This is a genomic window from Pantoea sp. SGAir0184, from assembly GCF_043544755.1.
The window spans coordinates 2613445-2632082 of the sequence record NZ_CP028050.1 but is presented as its reverse complement, the minus strand read 5'-3'; the positions used below and the strand labels follow the sequence as shown (position 1 = coordinate 2632082).

Below are 18638 nucleotides of genomic sequence, written 5' to 3'. Positions count from 1 at the left end.
GGCTCGTTTAGGCCGGGGACTAATCATAAGGGGGCGGGCAACCGTTTGCACGGGATTTTGCAGTGCGGGAGAGAAATAACCGCAGGCGCGGCAAATTGCGTAGCAGCGTGGCAGGCGCGGGCAGAATCATGCCGGCATCCTGCCACGCTATGCATGGCCGCCACTGAGAACGGCCGCTTGCAACGTTAATCGGTAAACGGAATCACCAGCTGGCCAGGCTTCACTTCCAGCCCTTTAGCCAGTTTCTTCGCCAGCGCCTCGCCTTTGCTGCGGTCGGCGCTTAGCACGTAGGCGGGTTTTTCATTGAAATAGCGCTTGAGGGATTCGTTCAGATACGGCGTAAGGGTTTTCATGATCGACGCCATCTTCTCAGGTTGCACCTGTGCGTCGACGATTTCGAGGTCCTGCAGATAAATGGCGCCCTGCTGCGCGTTATACACCGGTTGCGCTTTCATCTTCAGCTGCATTTCGGCCTGCTGCGGACCAAACAGCGAGCTGACGTTGATGTTGGCTTTACCAGACAGCGTCACTTTGCCGGGTTCTTCACGACCAATCTGGCTGCTCAGGTCGGTCAGTACAATATGGGCATTCACCAGCCCGGACACGCCGATGTCTTTCTCGTAGTTGTTGCGCTTTTGCAGCGCCTGATTCACTTCCTGCTCGCTGATGGTGTATTGCGTCAATTGGTTACAGCCGCTGAGCAGCACGGCAAAAAACAGGGCAAACAGCCCGGGAAACGCCTTCTTCATCATTTCTTCTTCCTGGTTGATACGGCCAAACAGCCTTAAGCCTGCCTGATTCAGGGCCAGGTGTCACCAGGAGAGAGATGAGAAACGCAGCCGCGCGCTTCTCATCACAGCGCCATCAGGCCGCAATCGACGACAGCAGATTCACCTGCGTCTGTTTCGCCATATTATCGCGGTAGTCGGCGACGCGGCTCGGCCATTCGATACCGGAAACCAGCGTCAGCGAGCGCAGCAGCGGAAAGAGATGAATGTCATCCTCAGACAACTCGCCGTTCACCGCGTTGGGTTTGACGATCAATTTATCCAGCTGGCGCAGATCATCACTGATATTTTTGATGAAACCCGGGGCATGCTTACGCAGTTCGGCAAAGTCACCGAGGCTGGCCTGTTTCTTTTCGCGGAAGTAATCACGTGCTTCGGGGGTGGCGAATTCAGCAAACGCGGCCTCGGCGATGCGCGGCAGCAGCAGCTTGTTGATGTAGCCATTGACCCGTCGCAGCCAGTCGGCGATGGCGGGATTTTGCTTGCCGGTCAGCAGCGGCTGGCGATCCTGATTATCGACAAAGCGCACAATATCCATGCTCTCCGGCATCGCACTGCCATCGGCTTTTTGCAGAATCGGCGCCATTTTCTGGCCAATCAGCTTTTTCGGCGTTGCTTCATCATCATTGAGCATCACAATCAGCTCAACCGGCAGGTTTTTCAGGCCAAAAATCATGCGTGCTTTGACGCAGAAAGGGCAGTGATCGTAGATGTAAAGTTTCATCCCGTTTCTCCTGTGATTCTCAGGGTGACGGAGGTCACCCTTTTTCCGGACGTGCGGGAAGTATGGAAGAGAACGCCTGAACCGGCAAACTAGCTGCTGAAGATCGCCGGTGCCACCTGGCGCGGCTGGAACTGCCACCACAGCGCCAGCAGCGTGATCATACCGACGGTGCTGAGCAGCATCCACGGCAGCTCCGGCAGGGCCAGCTGCTGGCCCATATCGAACATCCAGCCGCCACCGGAGTAGCCAATCAGCCCGCCAATCGCCAGGCCGAGCCGGCTGAACCCCATGTAGCTGCCGCGTGCCCGGGCGCTGGCCAGGGACGCACTCAGGGTTTCACGCGCCGGTTCAGCGATGATCGATCCGAGATAGAAGACGGCGATCAGCAAAAACAGCGACGGCAGCGAATCGGTCATGCCAACCGGCAGCAGGCTGAAGGTCATCAGAAACAGCCCGGCCATCAGGCGCGTCTCGAGGCGGAAGCGCTTTTCACTCCAGCGCGCCAGCGGATAGAGCAGGCTGAGTGACAGCAGCGCTTCAATCGCATACATCCACTTCACCGCCGCCGGTGCGCCCGCCACCTGATTGACCATGACCGGCAGCATCAGCATCACCTGCACGGCGAGAATGTAATAGCCGGTCAGGGTAAAGACATACAGGCGGAAACGGCGGTCGCGCCACACGCGCTGCATTCCCTCGCGCATGGCGATACGCTCCGTAGAAATGCGCCATGCTGGCAGCCACACGGCGTTAAAGATGGCGGCGACGACAAACACCGCCGCACCGACCCAGCACACCAGACGGAAATCCCACGCCAGCAGCCAGCTGCCAATCAGCGCGCCCAGCACCGCGCCGGCGCTGTCCTGCATCATCAGCAGCGAAAAGAAGCGTCCGCGCTCGCGTGCCCGCACCAGTTTCACCACCAGCGCGCTGCGTGGCGGATCGAACAGCGTGCCGCCCAGTCCGGACAGCAGGCAGGCCAGCCACAGCAGCCACGGCTGATGCGCCAGCGCCATACAGGCGAAACCGGCGGCACGCATCAGCATGCCGGTGACGATCAGCGGCCGCGCGCCAAAACGGTCTGCAATGGCCCCACCGAAGATACCCAGCCCCTGCTGCACCAGCTGACGCAGGCCGAGCGCAATGCCCACCAGCAGCGCGGCCCAGCCAAGCTGTTCCACAAAGTGAATGGAGATCAGGGGAAACACCACAAAGAATCCCATTACCACCAGCATGTTATCGACTAACAGAAACGTTTTTCCAAGGCGTCGTGCCCGCGCAACCCGTGACATGCTGAATCCTGAGCAAGTGAGAAGGAAAAGTGACCAGCTGGTCTATTTTCTGCCTGCTCCGGCGGGAAAAATAGCGTTTTCAGGATGATATTTTTTTATCCAGCCTGAAGAGAAATTAATCCTTAATCGGAATCAATTGCCGTGAGCGATGCGCGGGGTTTTACCGCAGCCGGGGTGACGGTTATAGTGAGAAGTAACGCCGCTGGCGTACATCTTTCTTTCGTTATGGATTTCAGGAGTCATGATGTTTGGCTATCGCTCTGCTGGCCCGCGCGTGCGGCTTACCACCGATCGTCTGGTGGTGCGTTTAGTACATGAACGCGATGCCTGGCGTCTGGCGGATTACTACGCCGAAAACCGCGCCTTTCTTAAACCCTGGGAACCGGTGCGCGATGAGAGCCACTGTTATCCTTCCGGCTGGCAGGCGCGCCTGGGTTTAATTGCCGACATGCATAAACAGGGCTCCGCGTTCTATTTTGTGCTGATGGACCCGGAAGAGCATGAAGTGCGCGGCGTCGCCAACTTCAGTAATGTGCTGCGCGGATCGTTTCATGCCTGCTATCTCGGCTACTCGCTGGGAGAGAAGTGGCAGGGGCAGGGCATGATGTTTGAGGCGCTGCAGGCGGCGATTCGCTATATGCAGCGCCAGCAGCGCATTCATCGCATCATGGCCAACTATATGCCGCACAATCAGCGCAGCGGTGATTTGCTGGCGCGCCTCGGCTTTGAAAAAGAGGGCTACGCCAAAGACTATTTACTGATTGATGGTCGCTGGCAGGATCATGTGCTGACGGCGCTTACCTGGCGCGAATGGAACCCGGATCGTCGCGGACAATAATAAAAGGAACACGTAATGAAGATGGCTCTCTCCGCGCAGGCATTGCGCGTGATCGGCTGCCTGCTGGAGAAGCAGGTCACCACGCCGGATCAATATCCGTTATCCCTCAATGGCGTGGTCACCGCCTGTAATCAGAAATCTAACCGCGAGCCGGTGATGAACCTGAGCGAAAGCGAGGTGCAGGCTCAGCTCGATGAGCTGGTGAAAAAGCATCTGGTCACCGCTAACAGCGGTTTCGGTCAGCGCGTCAGCAAATATGAACAGCGTTTCTGCAACTCGGCGTTTGGCAATCTGCAGCTGAATGCCGCCGAAGTGGCGGTGCTGACGCTACTGTTCCTGCGCGGCGCGCAGACGCCGGGCGAACTGCGTACCCGCAGTGGTCGTCTGCATGAGTTTCAGGACATGGCCGAAGTGGAACGCACGCTGGAGGGGCTGACGACGCGCGATGACGGCCCCATGGTGGTGCGTCTGGCACGCGAGCCGGGCAAGCGAGAAAGCCGCTATATGCATCTGTTTGGCGGCGAGGTGGCGGACGAGCTATCCGCGAGCCACACAGCGTCGCCTGAGTCTGACGATCTGGCCGTGCGCGTTGCTCAGCTGGAAGCGCAGGTGGCGCGCCTTGATGCTCAGCTGCAGCAACTGCTGCAGCGGGAGGCGTGAAATGACGCTGCGTATTGGTGTGGTCGGGCTTGGCGGTATCGCGCAGAAAGCCTGGCTGCCGGTGCTGGCGCAGGCCAGCGGCTGGCAGCTGGTCGGCGCGTTCTCGCCCAGCCAGGCGCGGGCGCAGCCGATCTGCGACAGTTACCGTATTCCTTATTTTAGTCAGCTGGATGCGCTGGCGGCGGCCAGCGATGCGGTGTTTGTACACAGCAGCACCGCCAGCCATTTTGAGGTAGTGCAGGCGCTGCTGCTGGCCGGTAAAGATGTTTGTGTCGATAAGCCGCTGGCCGAAACGCTGCAGCAGGCGGAGACGCTGGTGACGCTGGCGGAAAAGCGCAAACGCAAACTGATGGTGGCCTTCAACCGGCGCTTTGCACCGCGCTACCAGCAGCTGAAAGCGCAGCTGCCGGGCGCGTCCTCGCTGCGCATTGAGAAACACCGGGCAGACAGCGTCGGCCCGCACGACCTGCGCTTTACCCTGCTGGATGACTATCTGCACGTGGTCGATACCGCGCTGTGGCTGGCCGGCGGCAAGCTCAGGCTGGAGTTCGGCCATATCGACACCCATGATGACGGCGCAATGCTGTACGGTGAGCACCATTTCTCGGCCGGATCGCTGCAAATTACCACCAGTATGCATCGCCGTGCGGGCACGCAGCGTGAAGTAGTCAGCGCCATCTGCGACGGGCGTTACATCGAAATTAATGAGATGCGCGACTGGCGTGAAGAGACGCTTAGCGGCCTGCGCAGTGATGTCCCGCCGGCGTGGCAAAGTCATCTGACCCAGCGTGGCTTCAGCGGTGCGGCACACCATTTTATCCAGTGCGTGGAAAATCAGACGATGCCTGAAACCAGCGGTGAACAGGCGCTGGCGGCGCAGCGTCTGGTGGAAAAACTGTGGCGCGACGCCGTACAGGAATAATCCCTTGTAACACTCAATGCTGGTCATTTCCCACCGCAGCAGTAGACTATCGCCGGACATCGCAGGATGTCCGCGCTAAGTTGCTCATTTATCCGACACTTTTCAGGATGCGCCACTCATTATGAATTTGCTGAAATCGCTGGCTGCGGTCAGTTCGATGACCCTGTTTTCCCGCGTGCTGGGCTTTGCCCGCGACGCCATCGTGGCGCGCGTTTTCGGGGCTGGCATGGCCACCGATGCCTTTTTCGTGGCGTTCAAACTGCCCAATCTGCTGCGCCGTATTTTCGCCGAAGGCGCCTTTTCACAGGCCTTCGTGCCAATTCTTGCCGAATATAAAAGCAAGCAGGGCGAAGACGCCACGCGGGTGTTTGTTGCCTATGTATCAGGCCTGCTGACGCTGGTGCTGGCGGTGGTGACGGTGCTGGGCATGGTCGCTGCGCCCTGGGTAATCGTGGTAACGGCGCCGGGTTTTGCCGATACCGCCGACAAGTTCGCCTTAACCAGTTCGCTGCTGCGCGTCACCTTTCCTTATATTCTGCTGATCTCGCTGGCGTCGCTGGCCGGGGCGATTCTCAACACCTGGAACCGCTTCTCCGTCCCGGCGTTCGCGCCCACGCTGCTGAATATCAGCATGATTGGCTTTGCGCTGTTTGCCGCACCGCACTTCCATCCGCCGGTGATGGCGCTGGCGTGGGCAGTGGTGGTGGGCGGGCTGCTGCAGCTGTTTTATCAACTGCCGCACCTGAAAAAGATTGGCATGCTGGTACTGCCGCGCGTCAACCTGCGCGATGCCGGCGTGTGGCGGGTGATGCGCCAGATGGGCCCGGCGATTCTCGGCGTATCGGTGAGCCAGATCTCGCTGATCATCAATACCATTTTCGCCTCGTTTCTGGTCTCCGGCTCGGTGTCGTGGATGTACTACGCCGATCGTCTGATGGAGTTTCCCTCTGGCGTGCTGGGCGTGGCGCTCGGCACCATCCTGCTGCCGTCGCTGGCGAAGAGTTTTGCCAGCGGCAACCACGATGAATATTCCCGTCTGATGGACTGGGGCCTGCGTCTGTGCTTCCTGCTGGCGCTGCCGAGCGCGGTTGCGCTGGGCATTCTTTCCGGTCCGCTCACCGTGGCGCTGTTCCAGTACGGCAAATTTACCGCTTTTGATGCGGCGATGACCCAGCGCGCGCTGATTGCCTATTCGGTTGGGCTGATGGGGCTGATCGTGGTGAAAGTGCTGGCGCCGGGCTTCTATTCGCGTCAGGACATCAAAACGCCGGTTAAGATTGCTATCGCCACCTTGATCATGACCCAGCTGATGAACCTGGCGTTTATTGGCCCGCTGAAGCACGCCGGTCTGTCGCTGTCGATTGGTCTGGCGGCCTGCCTGAATGCGGCGCTGCTCTACTGGCAGCTGCGCAAACAGCAAATCTTTCAGCCGCAGCCGGGCTGGCACGGTTTCCTGCTGCGTCTGCTGGTCGCCGTCGCGGTGATGGCTGCTGCGCTGCTGGGCATTCTGCAGGTGATGCCGGCGTGGGAAGAGGGGCAGATGTGGTGGCGGTTACTGCGGCTGGCGGCGGTGTGCGCCATTGGCGGCGGCGCTTACTTCGTGATGCTCGGTTTACTGGGCTTCCGCCCGCGCGATTTTGCCCGCCGGACGGCGGTGTGAGCGCACAATAAAAAAGGGTCGCCTGGCGTGGGCGACCCTGATTCAGCGGACCCGCAGCACGGCTGCGTTTAGCCTTTGCGGCTCAGCGTGGTCTGGCCTAAACCACGACCGTCCGGGCCGTAAAATGACTGGGTCTGATGCGGTTTCAGCACCGACAGCGCCTGTTCGGTAAAGGTCATCTGATGCTGCAACAGCATGCCATTGTGCTGATTGGCGTCGCGCAGACGCTGGGTATGTTGCTGAATGCTGTGCCAGCGGCGTGCAATATCAATGTGACCACGATAAGGCGCTTTGGTACCCAGCGACAGCTCGGTTTTGCGGCGCATCTCGTCCAGATAATTCAACGTCGTCAGCAGCGCGCTTTTATCTTCTGTAATGCGCTGCAGCAGGTTGCCATTAATCCGTCCGGCAGAAAGTTGCTGCTGCTCTTCATCCATCACGACGTTAAGCGAACTCAGCACATCCTGCATTTTATCTAAGGTGGTCAGCAGATTATCCATCGGGACTATTTACCCTCTAAAAACGCCCTGGTATCGGCGATCAGCGCATCGGCGATCTTACCGGTATCCATTTTCAGTTCACCATTACGAATGGCGGTCTTCAGCTGCTCTACGCGCGCTGTGTTAATATCTTTGCTGCCCGGCTGCATCAGCTGCGCCTGAGCGGGACTCAGCGTCACTTCTGCACCATTCTGGCTGGTGCTGGCGGCCGGTGCGCTGTTCTGACGCACTTTTGCCTGGTTGTCGCTGCTGTCACGGGTTTGTACAGTGCTCACCGGTTTTAAAGGCTGCGTTCTGTCGATACTCATGGTGTGGCTCCTGTTAGGGTCAGTTGGGGATCAGCCAACTGAGTCAGCATAGGGTAATATCATTGTTGATATCTCTATCGGCAGAACAACAGCGTTCTTTAACGCTTTATAGCGATATCAGAATATTCCCATCCTCGCTGACACGACCGCTTACCACCTGGCCATTGCTCATGCGCACGCGCACCGTCTGCGCCGCGCTGGCATTGTTTAACGCACGACCTTCACTGCTGGCATTAAAGCCGTTGCCGCTGGCAATCACCATCACATTCTGACCGGCTTTCACCCGCCACGGCTGGCGCAGCATGGTGGCCGTCACCGGCTGGCCTGGCGCAATGTCACGCAGGGCAATGGCGTCCGCCAGATTGCTGCTGCTGAGCAGCGCGCGCGCCGGCAGCGTATCCAGCCGGCCACTCTCCAGACGGAAATCATTGGCGCTGACGTTGCTGCCGCGCGCCAGCTGACGATTGGCCACCAGATACTCGCCGGTGACCTGCACCTGCACCTGCAGATAGCGACGATTCTGGCCGCAGCTGGCGGCAATGCTCAGATTGCCCCACTGGCGACTGTTACCCGGCAGCAGCAGCTGCGGTGTGTCGCAGGCGGGCCACTGCGTCTGCGGCGTGCGGACCACCACCGTCATACCGGCGGCGTGCTGCGGATCGCGCGCCTGAAAGAACTGAGTCAGCTGCGCGCTGAGATCGGCGGCATAGCCGGGCGTCGCGAAGGCCAGCCACAGCAGGGCCAGCAGGGAAGAAGTTGTACGCATCAACGCCTCCTGTCGAAAAGATGGCACTGAGTCTACTCCGCGCACCAAAAATTCAAGGTGAAAAATAGCCACGATTTTTGCTGCTATTCAGACGATAGCCCTTGCTTTTGTCCCATTAAGCTGTCAGCTCGAAATTCTCATTCGCGGAGGAAGCATGCTCGACAAACTCGATGCCGCGCTGCGATTTGGTACAGAAGCATTAAACCTGCGGGCGCAGCGCCAGGAGATTCTGGCGTCTAACATTGCCAACGCCGATACCCCGGGCTACCAGGCGCGGGATATCGACTTTGCCAGCCAGCTGAGCAAGGTGATGCAGAACGGCCGTGCCGAAGGTAGCAGCCTGGCGCTCAATGTCACGTCATCACGTCACATTGAAGCGCAGACCAACTCACAGCCCGCACTGGATCTGCTGTACCGCATTCCCGATCAGCCTGCCGCGGATGGTAACACCGTGGATATGGATCGCGAGCGTACGCAGTTTGCGGATAACAGCCTGAAATACCAAACCGATCTCACCCTCATCAGTAGCCAGATCAAAGGCATGATGAGCGTTCTGCAGGGGCAATAATCATGGCATTGCTGAATATCTTTGATATCGCCGGTTCTGCGATGACCGCACAGTCACAGCGGCTCAACGTCAGCGCCAGTAACCTGGCCAACGCCGACAGCGTCACCGGGCCGGACGGTCAGCCGTACGTGGCGAAGCAGGTGATTTTCCAGACCGATGCCGCTCAGGGCGCGGCCACCGGCGGCGTCAAAGTAGCCGGTGTCGTGAACGACCCGACGCCCGCCAAACTGGTGTATGACCCGGGTAATCCGCTGGCTGACCAGAAAGGCTACGTCAAAATGCCTAACGTCGACGTGGTCGCCGAAACCGTTAACACCATGTCCGCGTCGCGCAGCTATCAGGCCAACGTCGAAGTGCTGAACACGGTGAAGTCAATGATGATGAAAACCCTCACCATGGGTCAGTAACGGAGACGCATTATGAGCCTTGCAGTAGGGATTAAAGACAACCTCGACCCCACGGTCCTCAGCTCCAGCAGCAGCACCGGCAGCGGCAACAGCGCGCAGGATCTGCAAAACCAGTTCCTGAACATGCTGGTGACGCAGCTGAAAAATCAGGACCCGACTAACCCGATGGACAACAGTCAGCTGACAACCCAGCTGACGCAGATCAACACCCTGAGCGGCATTGAAAAACTCAATACCACGCTGGGATCGATCTCCGGTCAGATCAGCACCAGCCAGTCGCTGCAGAGCTCAACGCTGATCGGCCATGGCGTGATGGTGAAGGGCAGCCAGGTGCTGGTCGGCAGCGGCACCAGCACGCCGTTTGGCGTGGAGCTGGGCACCGCGTCGACCGCCACCAGCGTCACCATCAAAGATGGCAACGGCAGCGTAGTGCGCTCTATCGATCTCGGCGGTCTCAGCGCCGGCGTTCACACCTTCTCGTGGGACGGCAAGATGGACGATGGCAGCGCCGCACCGGACGGCAAATATACGGTTTCACTCGCCGCCAGCAATGGCAGCACCCAACTGGTGGCACAGCCGCTGAACTACGCCTATGTCAACGGCGTCAGCACCGTGAATAACACCGCAAAACTGGATCTCGGCACCATGGGCTCCGCGACCCTCGATGAAATTCGTCAGATTCTCTGACTAACCTCTTAGCAGGAGAAATAGCATGTCATTTTCACAAGCGGTGAGCGGCCTGGGCGCTGCCTCCAGCAACCTCGACGTTATTGGTAACAACATCGCCAACTCGGCGACGGCCGGCTTTAAATCCAGCACCATCGCGTTTGCCGATATGTTCGCCGGTTCGAACGTCGGTATGGGTACCAAAGTCGCAGCGGTGATTCAGAACTTTAACGACGGCACCACCACTTCCACCAGCCGTGGGCTGGACGTGGCGCTGAGCGGCAACGGTTTCTTCCGTCTGACCGACGCCAGCGGCGGCGTGTTCTATTCGCGTAACGGCCAGTTCACGCTGGACGAAAACCGTAACCTGGTGAACACCCAAGGCCTGACCGTAACCGGCTATCCGGCTAACGGCACCCCGCCAACCATTCAGGCCGGTGCCAACCCGGTCGCGCTGAGCATTCCGACCACCCAGATGTCGGCGCGTGCCACCACCACCGCCACTATGGTATCCAACCTGAATTCTACCGATGCGGTGCCAACCGGCGGTGCGTTCACGGCAACCAACGTGGATACTTACAACGCTAAAAGCACCGTGACCGTGTACGACTCGCAGGGTAACGACCACGCGCTGGATCTGTACTACGTCAAAACGGCCGACAACAACTGGACGGTGCACGCGATTGATTCCACCACCGGTCAGGCTGCCGGTAACTTCAACATGGTATTCGATACCAGCGGTAACCTGACCTCGGCCAGCACAGTGGCGCTGACCATTCAGGGTGCGAACGGTGCCGCGGCTAACCAGGCCGTCAGCCTCAGCGTGCTCGGCAGCCTGCAGCAGAACACCGGCAAAACCAACTTCGGTAACCCAACCCAGGATGGCTATGCACCGGGCGATCTGACCAGTTATACCATCAACGACGACGGCACCATCACCGGGACTTACTCCAACCAGAAAACCCAGCTGCTGGGTCAGATTGTGCTGGCGAGTTTCTCTAACCCGGAAGGGCTGAAGTCCGAGGGCGATAACGTCTGGTCGGCAACCAACTCCTCGGGCCAGGCGGCAGTCGGTCTGGCAGGCACCGGTACCTACGGCAACCTGACCTCCGGCGCGCTGGAAGCGTCCAACGTCGACCTGAGTAAAGAGCTGGTGAATATGATCGTTGCCCAGCGTAACTATCAGGCCAACAGCCAGACCATCAAAACGCAGGACCAGATTCTTAACACCCTGGTCAACCTTCGTTAATACGCTAACGGGATTGCTTTATGGATCACGCAATATATACCGCGATGGGCGCGGCCAGTCAGACGATGGAGCAACAGTCTGTCACCGCCAGCAACCTCGCCAACGCCTCGACGCCGGGCTTTCGCGCTCAGCTCAATGCGCTGCGCGCGGTGCCGGTCAACGGCTGGTCGCTGCCAACACGTACGCTGGTGGCTGCTTCGACGCCGGGTGCCGATATGTCGCAGGGCTCGCTCGATTATACCGAGCGTCCGCTCGATGTGGCGGTGCAGCAGGATGGCTGGCTGGCGGTGCGTACCGCTGACGGCAGCGAAGCTTATACCCGCAACGGTAACATGCAGATTAGCCCGACCGGCCAGCTGACCATTCAGGGCAATCCCGTGATGGGCGATGGCGGTCCGATTGCCGTGCCGCAGGGCGCGCAACTGACCATTGCCGCCGACGGCTCCATCACCGCGCTTAACGCCGGTGACGCGCCGAACGCCACGGTGCAGCTCGGACGGCTGAAGCTGGTACGTGCCACAGGCCAGGAACTGACGCGCGGTGATGACGGCATGTTCCGTCCCAGCGCCGCCACTCAGGCACAGCGCGGCGCGGCACTGCCGAATGACGCAACCGTGCAGGTGATGCCGGGCGTGCTGGAGGGCAGCAACGTGAAGCCCGTGGAAACCATGGTCGACATGATCGCCAACGCCCGACGTTTCGAGATGCAGATGAAAGTGATCTCCAACGTCGATGAAAACGAACAGCGGGCTAATCAGCTGCTCAATATGAGCAGCTAAGGCTTAAGGAAAACACAATGATTCGTTCTTTATGGATCGCGAAAACCGGTCTTGACGCACAGCAGACCAACATGGACGTCATCGCCAACAACCTGGCGAACGTCAGCACCAACGGCTTTAAGCGTTCACGCGCGGTGTTCGAAGACCTGATGTACCAGACCCTGCGTCAGCCGGGTGCGCAGTCGTCAGAACAGACGACGCTGCCGTCGGGCCTGCAGATCGGTACCGGTGTGCGTCCGGTGACCACCGAACGTCTGCACAACCAGGGCAACCTGTCGCAGACCAGCAACTCAAAAGATGTGGCGATTAATGGTCAGGGCTATTTCCAGGTGCAGATGCCGGACGGTACGTCGGCGTATACCCGCGACGGCTCTTTCCAGGTGGACCAGAACGGCCAGCTGGTGACCAACGCCGGTTTCCCGGTGCAGCCAGGCATCACTATTCCGGCGAACGCCACCAGCATCACCATTGCGCGTGACGGCGTGGTGACGGTGACACAGCAGGGGCAGACGCAGCCGGCGCAGGTTGGCCAGCTGACGCTCAGCACCTTCATGAACGATGCCGGACTGGATAGCGTCGGGGAAAACCTCTATCAGGAAACCCAGGCCTCCGGCGCGCCGACCGAAAGCACGCCGGGCCAGAACGGGGCCGGTCTGCTGTATCAGGGTTACGTGGAAACCTCCAACGTCAACGTGGCGGAAGAGCTGGTGACCATGATTCAGACGCAGCGCGCTTATGAGATCAACAGCAAAGCGATCAGCACCTCCGATCAGATGCTGCAGAAGTTAACCCAGCTGTAATGCCGGGATCGTTGGGCCAGCGCGTCTGGCCCGATTAAGAACATGAAAAAGGTCAGAACTCCGTGGCGAAGCAAGTGATTCTCAAGCCTGGGCATTGGTTAGTAGCCACGCTGCTACTGACCCTTAACGGTTGTGCGCTGGTGCCGCGCACGCCACTGGTACAGGGTGCGACGACGGCTGAGCCGACGCCATCCGCACCGCCGGTGGTGAACGGTTCCATTTTTCAGGGCGTGGCGCCGCTCAACTACGGCTATCAGCCGCTGTTTGAGGATCGTCGTCCACGTAACATTGGTGACACCCTGACCATTACGCTGCAGGAAAACGTCAGCGCCAGCAAAAGCTCTTCAGCCAATGCCAGCCGCGATGGCAGCAATAGCTTTGGCCTGAGCGCCATCCCAACCGGCCTGGCCGGACTGGTGGGCGCCGGCGGCGAAAAAGCCGCGCTCGATGCCAACGGCAAAAACGATTTCGCTGGCAAAGGTGGCGCGACCGCCAACAACACCTTTACCGGCACCATCACCGTCACCGTTAACCAGGTGCTGTCGAACGGCAACCTGCGCGTGGTCGGCGAGAAACAGATTGAAATCAACCAGGGCACCGAATTTATTCGCTTCTCTGGCGTAGTGAACCCGCGCACCATCAGCGCCAGCAACGCGGTGCTGTCAACGCAGGTCGCCGATGCACGTATTGAGTACGTCGGTAACGGTTATATCAATGAGGCGCAGACCATGGGCTGGTTCCAGCGCTTCTTCCTGAACGTCTCGCCGATGTAAGAGGTCATGATGAAAAACACTACACTGCTGCGTTTGGGCATGGGCCTGTTGCTCGGCATCAGCAGCCTGATGGCGCAGGCCGATCGCATCCGCGATCTCACCAGCGTGCAGGGCGTACGCGATAACCAGCTGATTGGTTACGGTCTGGTGGTTGGCCTTGACGGCACCGGTGACCAGACCACCCAGACGCCGTTCACCACGCAAACGGTGAGTAACATGCTGTCGCAGCTGGGCATCACCGTGCCTGCCGGCACCAACATGCAGCTGAAAAACGTGGCGGCGGTGATGGTCACCGCCAAACTGCCGTCGTTTGCCCGTCAGGGACAGACGGTTGATGTGGTGGTGTCCTCACTGGGTAACGCCAAAAGCTTACGCGGCGGTACGCTGCTGATGACGCCAATGAAGGGCGTCGATAACCAGGTTTACGCGCTGGCGCAGGGTAACATCCTGGTCGGCGGGGCGGGCGCCTCGGCCGGTGGCAGCAGCGTACAGGTTAACCAGCTCAACGGCGGCCGCATTACCGGTGGCGCCACCGTGGAGCGCGAGCTGCAGAGCAACTTCGGCAGCCAGAACACTATAAACCTGCAGCTTAACAACGAAGATTTCACCATGGCACAGCGCATTGCTGATGCCATCAACAGCCGTGGCGTGGGGTCAGCGCTGCCGCTGGACGCCCGTACCGTGCAAATCCGCGTGTCGCCAAATAACAGCTCGCAGGTACGTCTGCTGGCGGAGATCCAGAACATCGACGTGTCGGTACCGCTGGAAGACGCCAAAGTGATCATTAACTCGCGCACCGGTTCGGTGGTGATGAATCGCGAAGTGACGCTCAACACCTGTGCGGTGGCGCAGGGCAACCTGTCGGTCACGGTTAACCAGCAGCAGAACGTCAGCCAGCCGGATACGCCGTTTGCCGGTGGTCAGACGGTTGCCACCACGCAAACGCAGATCGATCTGCGTCAGAGCGGCGGCGCGCTGCAGCGGGTTAACGCCAGTGCCAACCTGAACAACGTAGTGCGGGCGCTGAATGCGCTGGGTGCGACACCGATTGAGCTGATGTCGATTCTGCAATCGATGGAGAGCGCGGGCTGCCTGCGCGCGAAGCTGGAAATTATCTGATGACCGATACGCAATCGCTGATGAATGCGGCGTATGACAGCCGCTCGCTGAACGAACTGAAACGCCAGGCTGCCGTGGACCCGAAAGGCAAAGCGCTGCAGGTGGCGAAGCAGGTCGAAGGGATGTTCGTGCAGATGATGCTGAAGAGCATGCGTGAAGCGCTGCCGCAGGATGGCATGCTGAGCAACGATCAGACGCGGCTTTACACCTCGCTTTACGATCAGCAGATTGCGCAGGAAATCGGCAAGCGCGGGCTGGGTCTGGCCGACACCATTGTCAAACAGATGCAGCCGGCGCAGGCTCCGGACGAAAGCGCCGGTACCGTGCCGATGAAACTGGATAACAGCTTCATCTATAGCAGCCTTGCGCCCACGCAGCTGGAGCAGATGGTGCGCAAAGCGGTGCCGCGTCTGCCGGTCTCGCCGGCCAGCCTGCCGGGTGACAGCAATGAGTTTATCGCCCAGCTGGCGCAGCCGGCGAAAGTGGCCAGCCAGCAGAGCGGCATTCCTCACCATCTGATCCTGGCGCAGGCGGCACTGGAGTCCGGCTGGGGCCAGCGGCAGATCCTGACGCGCGACGGTAAGCCGAGCTACAACGTGTTCGGGATTAAAGCCAGCGGCGACTGGAAGGGCGAAACCACCGACATCATGACCACAGAATACGAGGGCGGTGAAGCGAAGAAAGTGCGCGCCACCTTCCGCGTTTATGGCTCCTATTTCGAAGCGCTCAGCGACTACGTGCGGTTGATCTCAAGTAATCCACGTTATGCGGCGGTGGCGAACGCACCGAGCGCCGAGCAGGGCGCGCGCGCGCTACAGGCGGCCGGCTACGCGACTGACCCGAAATATGCGCAGAAACTGGTAGGAATGATCCAGCAATTCAAAAACATGGGCGAAAAAGTGGTTAAGGCTTACAGCCAGGATTTCACCGACCTGTTCTGATTTTTCCGCTCAAGTTTCGCTTAAGCACGCCGATAACCTTCACATGCCGCGGGCGTTGTGGCCCGCGCAATCGCACTGATGACTGCCAGCCCGGTTAACGGGAAAAAGGAACCGAGATGTCCAGCATAATTAACTCCGCGATGAGCGGGCTGAGCGCCGCACAGGCCGCATTAAGCACCACCAGTAACAACATCAGTAATTACACCGTGGCCGGTTATTCGCGCCAGACGATTTTGCTGTCGCAGGCCAACAGTACGCTGCAGGGCAGCAACTATTATGGCAACGGCGTCAATGTGACCGGCGTGCAGCGTGAATACGATGAGTTTATTACCGCCCAGTTGCGCGGTAACAGCGCCAACTACAGCGCGGTCAATTCACAGTACAACCAGATTTCGAATATTGATGATCTGTTGTCGACGTCGACCACCAGCCTGTCTGACTCGATTCAGAGCTTTTTCACTAACGTGCAGAACGTGGTGAGTAACGCGGACGATCCTTCTGCGCGCCAGTCTATGCTGAGCTATGCGCAGGGGCTGGTAAACCAGTTCCAGACCACCGCACAGTATCTGACCAGCATGCAAAACAGCGTCAATACGGACATCAAAGCCAGCGTCGAGCAGATCAACACCTACTCCAGCCAGATTGCCGATCTCAACACGCAGATCGCCAAGCTGACCACCGGCGGCGGCTCTGCGCCTAACGACCTGCTCGATCAGCGCGATCAGCTGGTCAATAACCTGAATGGCCTGGTCGGCGTGAACGTTTCGCAGCAGGACGGTAACTATATCGTCTCGATGGGTAACACCACGCTGGTCAACGGCAGCAAAACCACCTCGCTGATCGCCATGCCTTCCAGCAGCGATGCGTCGCGCATTACCGTGGGCTATGTCGATAAGCAGGCCGGTAACGTTGAGATCCCGGAAAAAACGCTGACCACCGGTTCGCTCGGGGGCCTGCTGGCGTTCCGTACCCAGGATCTGGATAACGCGCAGAACCAGCTCGGACAGCTGGCAGCGGCATTCACCACCAGCTTCAACCAGGTGCACAGCCAGGGCTATGACAGCAAAGGCAACACCGGCATCAACTTCTTCAATATTGGTAGCCCGACAGTGGTGACCAACAGCAAAAACACCTCTGCCGCTACCGTCAGTGCCAGCTGGACCGATACCGGGGCGATGAAAGCCTCTAACTACAGCGTCAGCTATGACGGCAGCAACTGGTCGGTGACGCGTCTTTCGGACAACGTGAAAGTGACGCCGACCATGGGCAGCGACGGTGCCGGCAATACCACCATGAGCTTTGACGGACTGTCATTAACGGTAAATGGAACGGCTAACGCCAAAGACAGCTTCCTGGTCAAACCGGTGCAGGATGTGATTAGCGGCATGTCAGTGGCTATCACCAGTGAATCGCAGATCGCGGCAGCTTCGGCTGCGGGTGGCGCCAGCGATAACCGTAACGCGCAAAAGCTGCTGGACCTGCAGGATGCCAAACTGATTAACGGTAACGCCACGCTGGCGCAGGGTTATGCCAGCCTCGTGAGCACCGTCGGCAACAAAACCAAAAACCTCGAAACCGCCGCTACCACCCAGAAGGGCGTGGTGACGCAGCTGACCGAACGTCAGCAGTCGGTTTCTGGCGTAAACCTCGACGAAGAGTACGCCAACCTGAGCAAATATCAGCAATTTTACATGGCGAACGCGCAGGTACTGCAAACCGCCAATACCATTTTCGATGCTCTGATGAGCATTCGCGGTTAATACGGGAGGCCTGACCGATGAGACTCAGTACCAATATGATTTTCGACCAGCAGGTGCGCGGCGTCACTGACGCGCAATCCTCCTGGCTGAAAGCGGGTGAACAACTGTCAACCGGTCGCCGCGTGACCAATCCGTCTGACGATCCGATCGCCGCTTCGCGCGCCGTGGTGCTGTCGCAGACGCAGGCGCGCGACAGCCAGTTCGCGCTGGCGCGTTCGTTCGCGAATCAGGGCCTGTCGCTGGAAGAGAGCACGCTGAGTGATGTCACGACGGCGATTCAGTCGGCGCAATCCACGCTGATCAGCGCCGGTAACGGCTCGCTGAGTGACGATGACCGTGCGTCTTATGCTACCCAGCTGGAGGGCATTCGCTCGCAGCTGCTCAACCTGGCCAACAGCAAAGACGGGAACGGCCGCTACCTGTTTGCCGGCTATGCGTCCGACAAGCCGCCGTTCACTGAAGATGCCAGCGGTAAAATCATCTATAGCGGTGGCAGCGACGCGATCACTCAGAAAGTCGACAGCGAACGCACCATGACGGTGGGCCATACCGGTAATTCAATTTTTGACCAGCTGACCAGCAACGCCAAGCCGGAGCCGGATGGCAGCCCCAGCCAGACTAACCTGTTCGATATGCTGGATGACGCCATTGCAGCGCTGAAAGTGCCGCAGAATGACGCTGACGATGCCACTAAACAGACCTTCAGCGCGGCGATGGACAAGGCCAACCGTGGCTTCAGCAACTCGCTGAACAACGTGCTGGCGGTGCGTTCTGAGATTGGTACCCAGCTGGACGAACTGGATACGCTGGATGCAAAAGGTGACGACCGCAAGGTGACGCTGAAAGATCAGATGAGCACGCTGGTTAACGTCGATTACACCGAAGCCATTTCTACCTACACCATGCAGCAGCAGCTGCTGCAGGCGTCGTACACCACCTTTAGCGATATGTCGAAGATGTCGCTGTTCCAGATGAATAAATAAACCTGACTGTTTGAGCGTACTTAAACCGGGTACGCTTAGTTTTTCCCACTGCCTGCGAGGGCCGTGGGATTTTTTTTGGCTTTTATTCAGAGTGTTCAGTCAGGTGGGAGGGGAGAATGCGGGCAATAAAAAACC

The 18638-nt window shown here is 59.0% G+C and carries 21 protein-coding genes; 15 read left to right on the top strand and 6 right to left on the bottom strand.

Annotated elements, in window-relative coordinates; translation table 11 throughout:
- Positions 1 to 185: 185 nt before the first annotated feature.
- The 3 genes from C1N60_RS12475 to mdtH all read right to left on the bottom strand — a co-directional run bounded on the left by C1N60_RS12475 (position 186) and on the right by mdtH (position 2804).
- Positions 186 to 749: a lipoprotein gene (locus C1N60_RS12475; RefSeq protein ID WP_021506433.1), complete on the bottom strand. Its 564-nt coding sequence runs from the start codon at positions 747 to 749 to the stop codon at positions 186 to 188.
- A gap of 115 nt (positions 750 to 864) precedes the next feature.
- A complete protein-coding gene (grxB, locus tag C1N60_RS12470; RefSeq protein ID WP_021506432.1) occupies positions 865 to 1512 on the bottom strand; it encodes a glutaredoxin 2 in 648 nt (215 codons plus the stop codon).
- Between the two features lie 89 nt (positions 1513 to 1601).
- Complete coding sequence (gene mdtH / locus C1N60_RS12465) at positions 1602 to 2804, bottom strand: multidrug efflux MFS transporter MdtH (protein WP_104092805.1); 1203 nt, start codon at positions 2802 to 2804, stop codon at positions 1602 to 1604.
- Between the two features lie 244 nt (positions 2805 to 3048).
- Between mdtH and rimJ the strand changes: the two genes are divergently transcribed.
- The 4 genes from rimJ to murJ all read left to right on the top strand — a co-directional run bounded on the left by rimJ (position 3049) and on the right by murJ (position 6884).
- The gene (rimJ, locus tag C1N60_RS12460) at positions 3049 to 3642 is read left to right on the top strand and encodes a ribosomal protein S5-alanine N-acetyltransferase (RefSeq protein WP_021506430.1); all 594 of its coding nucleotides are present in this window, start codon (positions 3049 to 3051) and stop codon (positions 3640 to 3642) included.
- 15 nt (positions 3643 to 3657) lie between these two features.
- Entirely contained in the window at positions 3658 to 4302 is a 645-nt protein-coding gene (locus C1N60_RS12455) for a DUF480 domain-containing protein (RefSeq protein ID WP_059010451.1), read from the top strand.
- A gap of 1 nt (position 4303) precedes the next feature.
- Positions 4304 to 5224, top strand: coding sequence for a Gfo/Idh/MocA family protein (locus C1N60_RS12450; protein WP_394520923.1), 921 nt, complete (start codon positions 4304 to 4306; stop codon positions 5222 to 5224).
- Positions 5225 to 5345: 121 nt separating this feature from the next.
- A complete protein-coding gene (gene murJ, locus C1N60_RS12445; protein WP_058759461.1) occupies positions 5346 to 6884 on the top strand; it encodes a murein biosynthesis integral membrane protein MurJ in 1539 nt (512 codons plus the stop codon).
- Positions 6885 to 6952: 68 nt separating this feature from the next.
- Here murJ and flgN read toward each other — a convergent pair whose 3' ends face one another.
- From flgN to flgA, 3 genes are all read right to left on the bottom strand, one after another.
- Complete coding sequence (gene flgN / locus C1N60_RS12440; RefSeq protein ID WP_394516230.1) at positions 6953 to 7384, bottom strand: flagellar export chaperone FlgN; 432 nt, start codon at positions 7382 to 7384, stop codon at positions 6953 to 6955.
- Positions 7385 to 7389: 5 nt separating this feature from the next.
- Entirely contained in the window at positions 7390 to 7692 is a 303-nt protein-coding gene (gene flgM / locus C1N60_RS12435) for a flagellar biosynthesis anti-sigma factor FlgM (protein WP_058775421.1), read from the bottom strand.
- 106 nt (positions 7693 to 7798) lie between these two features.
- Positions 7799 to 8458, bottom strand: coding sequence for a flagellar basal body P-ring formation chaperone FlgA (gene flgA / locus C1N60_RS12430; RefSeq protein WP_394520921.1), 660 nt, complete (start codon positions 8456 to 8458; stop codon positions 7799 to 7801).
- A gap of 154 nt (positions 8459 to 8612) precedes the next feature.
- Between flgA and flgB the strand changes: the two genes are divergently transcribed.
- From flgB to flgL, 11 genes are all read left to right on the top strand, one after another.
- Entirely contained in the window at positions 8613 to 9026 is a 414-nt protein-coding gene (gene flgB, locus C1N60_RS12425) for a flagellar basal body rod protein FlgB (RefSeq protein ID WP_021506423.1), read from the top strand.
- Positions 9027 to 9028: 2 nt separating this feature from the next.
- Entirely contained in the window at positions 9029 to 9433 is a 405-nt protein-coding gene (gene flgC / locus C1N60_RS12420) for a flagellar basal body rod protein FlgC (protein ID WP_021506422.1), read from the top strand.
- Between the two features lie 12 nt (positions 9434 to 9445).
- A complete protein-coding gene (gene flgD, locus C1N60_RS12415; RefSeq protein ID WP_021506421.1) occupies positions 9446 to 10120 on the top strand; it encodes a flagellar hook assembly protein FlgD in 675 nt (224 codons plus the stop codon).
- A 25-nt stretch (positions 10121 to 10145) separates the two neighbouring features.
- A complete protein-coding gene (gene flgE, locus C1N60_RS12410) occupies positions 10146 to 11348 on the top strand; it encodes a flagellar hook protein FlgE (protein ID WP_021506420.1) in 1203 nt (400 codons plus the stop codon).
- 20 nt (positions 11349 to 11368) lie between these two features.
- Positions 11369 to 12127: a flagellar basal body rod protein FlgF gene (locus tag C1N60_RS12405; RefSeq protein WP_058759464.1), complete on the top strand. Its 759-nt coding sequence runs from the start codon at positions 11369 to 11371 to the stop codon at positions 12125 to 12127.
- A gap of 17 nt (positions 12128 to 12144) precedes the next feature.
- Complete coding sequence (gene flgG / locus C1N60_RS12400) at positions 12145 to 12927, top strand: flagellar basal-body rod protein FlgG (RefSeq protein ID WP_021506418.1); 783 nt, start codon at positions 12145 to 12147, stop codon at positions 12925 to 12927.
- A gap of 62 nt (positions 12928 to 12989) precedes the next feature.
- Positions 12990 to 13700: a flagellar basal body L-ring protein FlgH gene (locus C1N60_RS12395; protein ID WP_021506417.1), complete on the top strand. Its 711-nt coding sequence runs from the start codon at positions 12990 to 12992 to the stop codon at positions 13698 to 13700.
- A gap of 39 nt (positions 13701 to 13739) precedes the next feature.
- On the top strand, positions 13740 to 14819 hold the full coding sequence (locus C1N60_RS12390) for a flagellar basal body P-ring protein FlgI (RefSeq protein WP_193751829.1): 1080 nt from the start codon (positions 13740 to 13742) through the stop codon (positions 14817 to 14819).
- Positions 14819 to 15760 (top strand): flagellar assembly peptidoglycan hydrolase FlgJ, encoded by a 942-nt coding sequence (flgJ, locus tag C1N60_RS12385; protein ID WP_058775423.1) that lies wholly within the window; start codon positions 14819 to 14821, stop codon positions 15758 to 15760. Before C1N60_RS12390 ends, flgJ begins: the two co-directional genes overlap by 1 nt.
- Before the next feature lie 116 nt (positions 15761 to 15876).
- A complete protein-coding gene (flgK, locus tag C1N60_RS12380) occupies positions 15877 to 17520 on the top strand; it encodes a flagellar hook-associated protein FlgK (protein WP_021506414.1) in 1644 nt (547 codons plus the stop codon).
- 17 nt (positions 17521 to 17537) lie between these two features.
- Complete coding sequence (gene flgL / locus C1N60_RS12375; RefSeq protein WP_058775424.1) at positions 17538 to 18503, top strand: flagellar hook-associated protein FlgL; 966 nt, start codon at positions 17538 to 17540, stop codon at positions 18501 to 18503.
- Positions 18504 to 18638 lie beyond the last annotated feature (135 nt).

Excerpts from the sequence above, each read along its gene's own strand:
- flgC (WP_021506422.1), top strand. The coding sequence starts at position 9,029 with ATGGCATTGCTGAATATCTTTGATATCGCCGGTTCTGCGATGACCGCA.
- flgM (WP_058775421.1), bottom strand. The coding sequence starts at position 7,692 with ATGAGTATCGACAGAACGCAGCCTTTAAAACCGGTGAGCACTGTACAA.
- flgE (WP_021506420.1), top strand. The coding sequence starts at position 10,146 with ATGTCATTTTCACAAGCGGTGAGCGGCCTGGGCGCTGCCTCCAGCAAC.
- C1N60_RS12405 (WP_058759464.1), top strand. The coding sequence starts at position 11,369 with ATGGATCACGCAATATATACCGCGATGGGCGCGGCCAGTCAGACGATG.
- murJ (WP_058759461.1), top strand. The coding sequence starts at position 5,346 with ATGAATTTGCTGAAATCGCTGGCTGCGGTCAGTTCGATGACCCTGTTT.
- flgK (WP_021506414.1), top strand. The coding sequence starts at position 15,877 with ATGTCCAGCATAATTAACTCCGCGATGAGCGGGCTGAGCGCCGCACAG.
- flgD (WP_021506421.1), top strand. The coding sequence starts at position 9,446 with ATGAGCCTTGCAGTAGGGATTAAAGACAACCTCGACCCCACGGTCCTC.
- flgL (WP_058775424.1), top strand. The coding sequence starts at position 17,538 with ATGAGACTCAGTACCAATATGATTTTCGACCAGCAGGTGCGCGGCGTC.
- flgA (WP_394520921.1), bottom strand. The coding sequence starts at position 8,458 with ATGCGTACAACTTCTTCCCTGCTGGCCCTGCTGTGGCTGGCCTTCGCG.
- C1N60_RS12475 (WP_021506433.1), bottom strand. The coding sequence starts at position 749 with ATGAAGAAGGCGTTTCCCGGGCTGTTTGCCCTGTTTTTTGCCGTGCTG.
- C1N60_RS12455 (WP_059010451.1), top strand. The coding sequence starts at position 3,658 with ATGAAGATGGCTCTCTCCGCGCAGGCATTGCGCGTGATCGGCTGCCTG.
- C1N60_RS12450 (WP_394520923.1), top strand. The coding sequence starts at position 4,304 with ATGACGCTGCGTATTGGTGTGGTCGGGCTTGGCGGTATCGCGCAGAAA.
- flgN (WP_394516230.1), bottom strand. The coding sequence starts at position 7,384 with ATGGATAATCTGCTGACCACCTTAGATAAAATGCAGGATGTGCTGAGT.
- grxB (WP_021506432.1), bottom strand. The coding sequence starts at position 1,512 with ATGAAACTTTACATCTACGATCACTGCCCTTTCTGCGTCAAAGCACGC.
- C1N60_RS12390 (WP_193751829.1), top strand. The coding sequence starts at position 13,740 with ATGGGCCTGTTGCTCGGCATCAGCAGCCTGATGGCGCAGGCCGATCGC.
- mdtH (WP_104092805.1), bottom strand. The coding sequence starts at position 2,804 with ATGTCACGGGTTGCGCGGGCACGACGCCTTGGAAAAACGTTTCTGTTA.
- flgG (WP_021506418.1), top strand. The coding sequence starts at position 12,145 with ATGATTCGTTCTTTATGGATCGCGAAAACCGGTCTTGACGCACAGCAG.
- flgJ (WP_058775423.1), top strand. The coding sequence starts at position 14,819 with ATGACCGATACGCAATCGCTGATGAATGCGGCGTATGACAGCCGCTCG.
- flgB (WP_021506423.1), top strand. The coding sequence starts at position 8,613 with ATGCTCGACAAACTCGATGCCGCGCTGCGATTTGGTACAGAAGCATTA.
- rimJ (WP_021506430.1), top strand. The coding sequence starts at position 3,049 with ATGTTTGGCTATCGCTCTGCTGGCCCGCGCGTGCGGCTTACCACCGAT.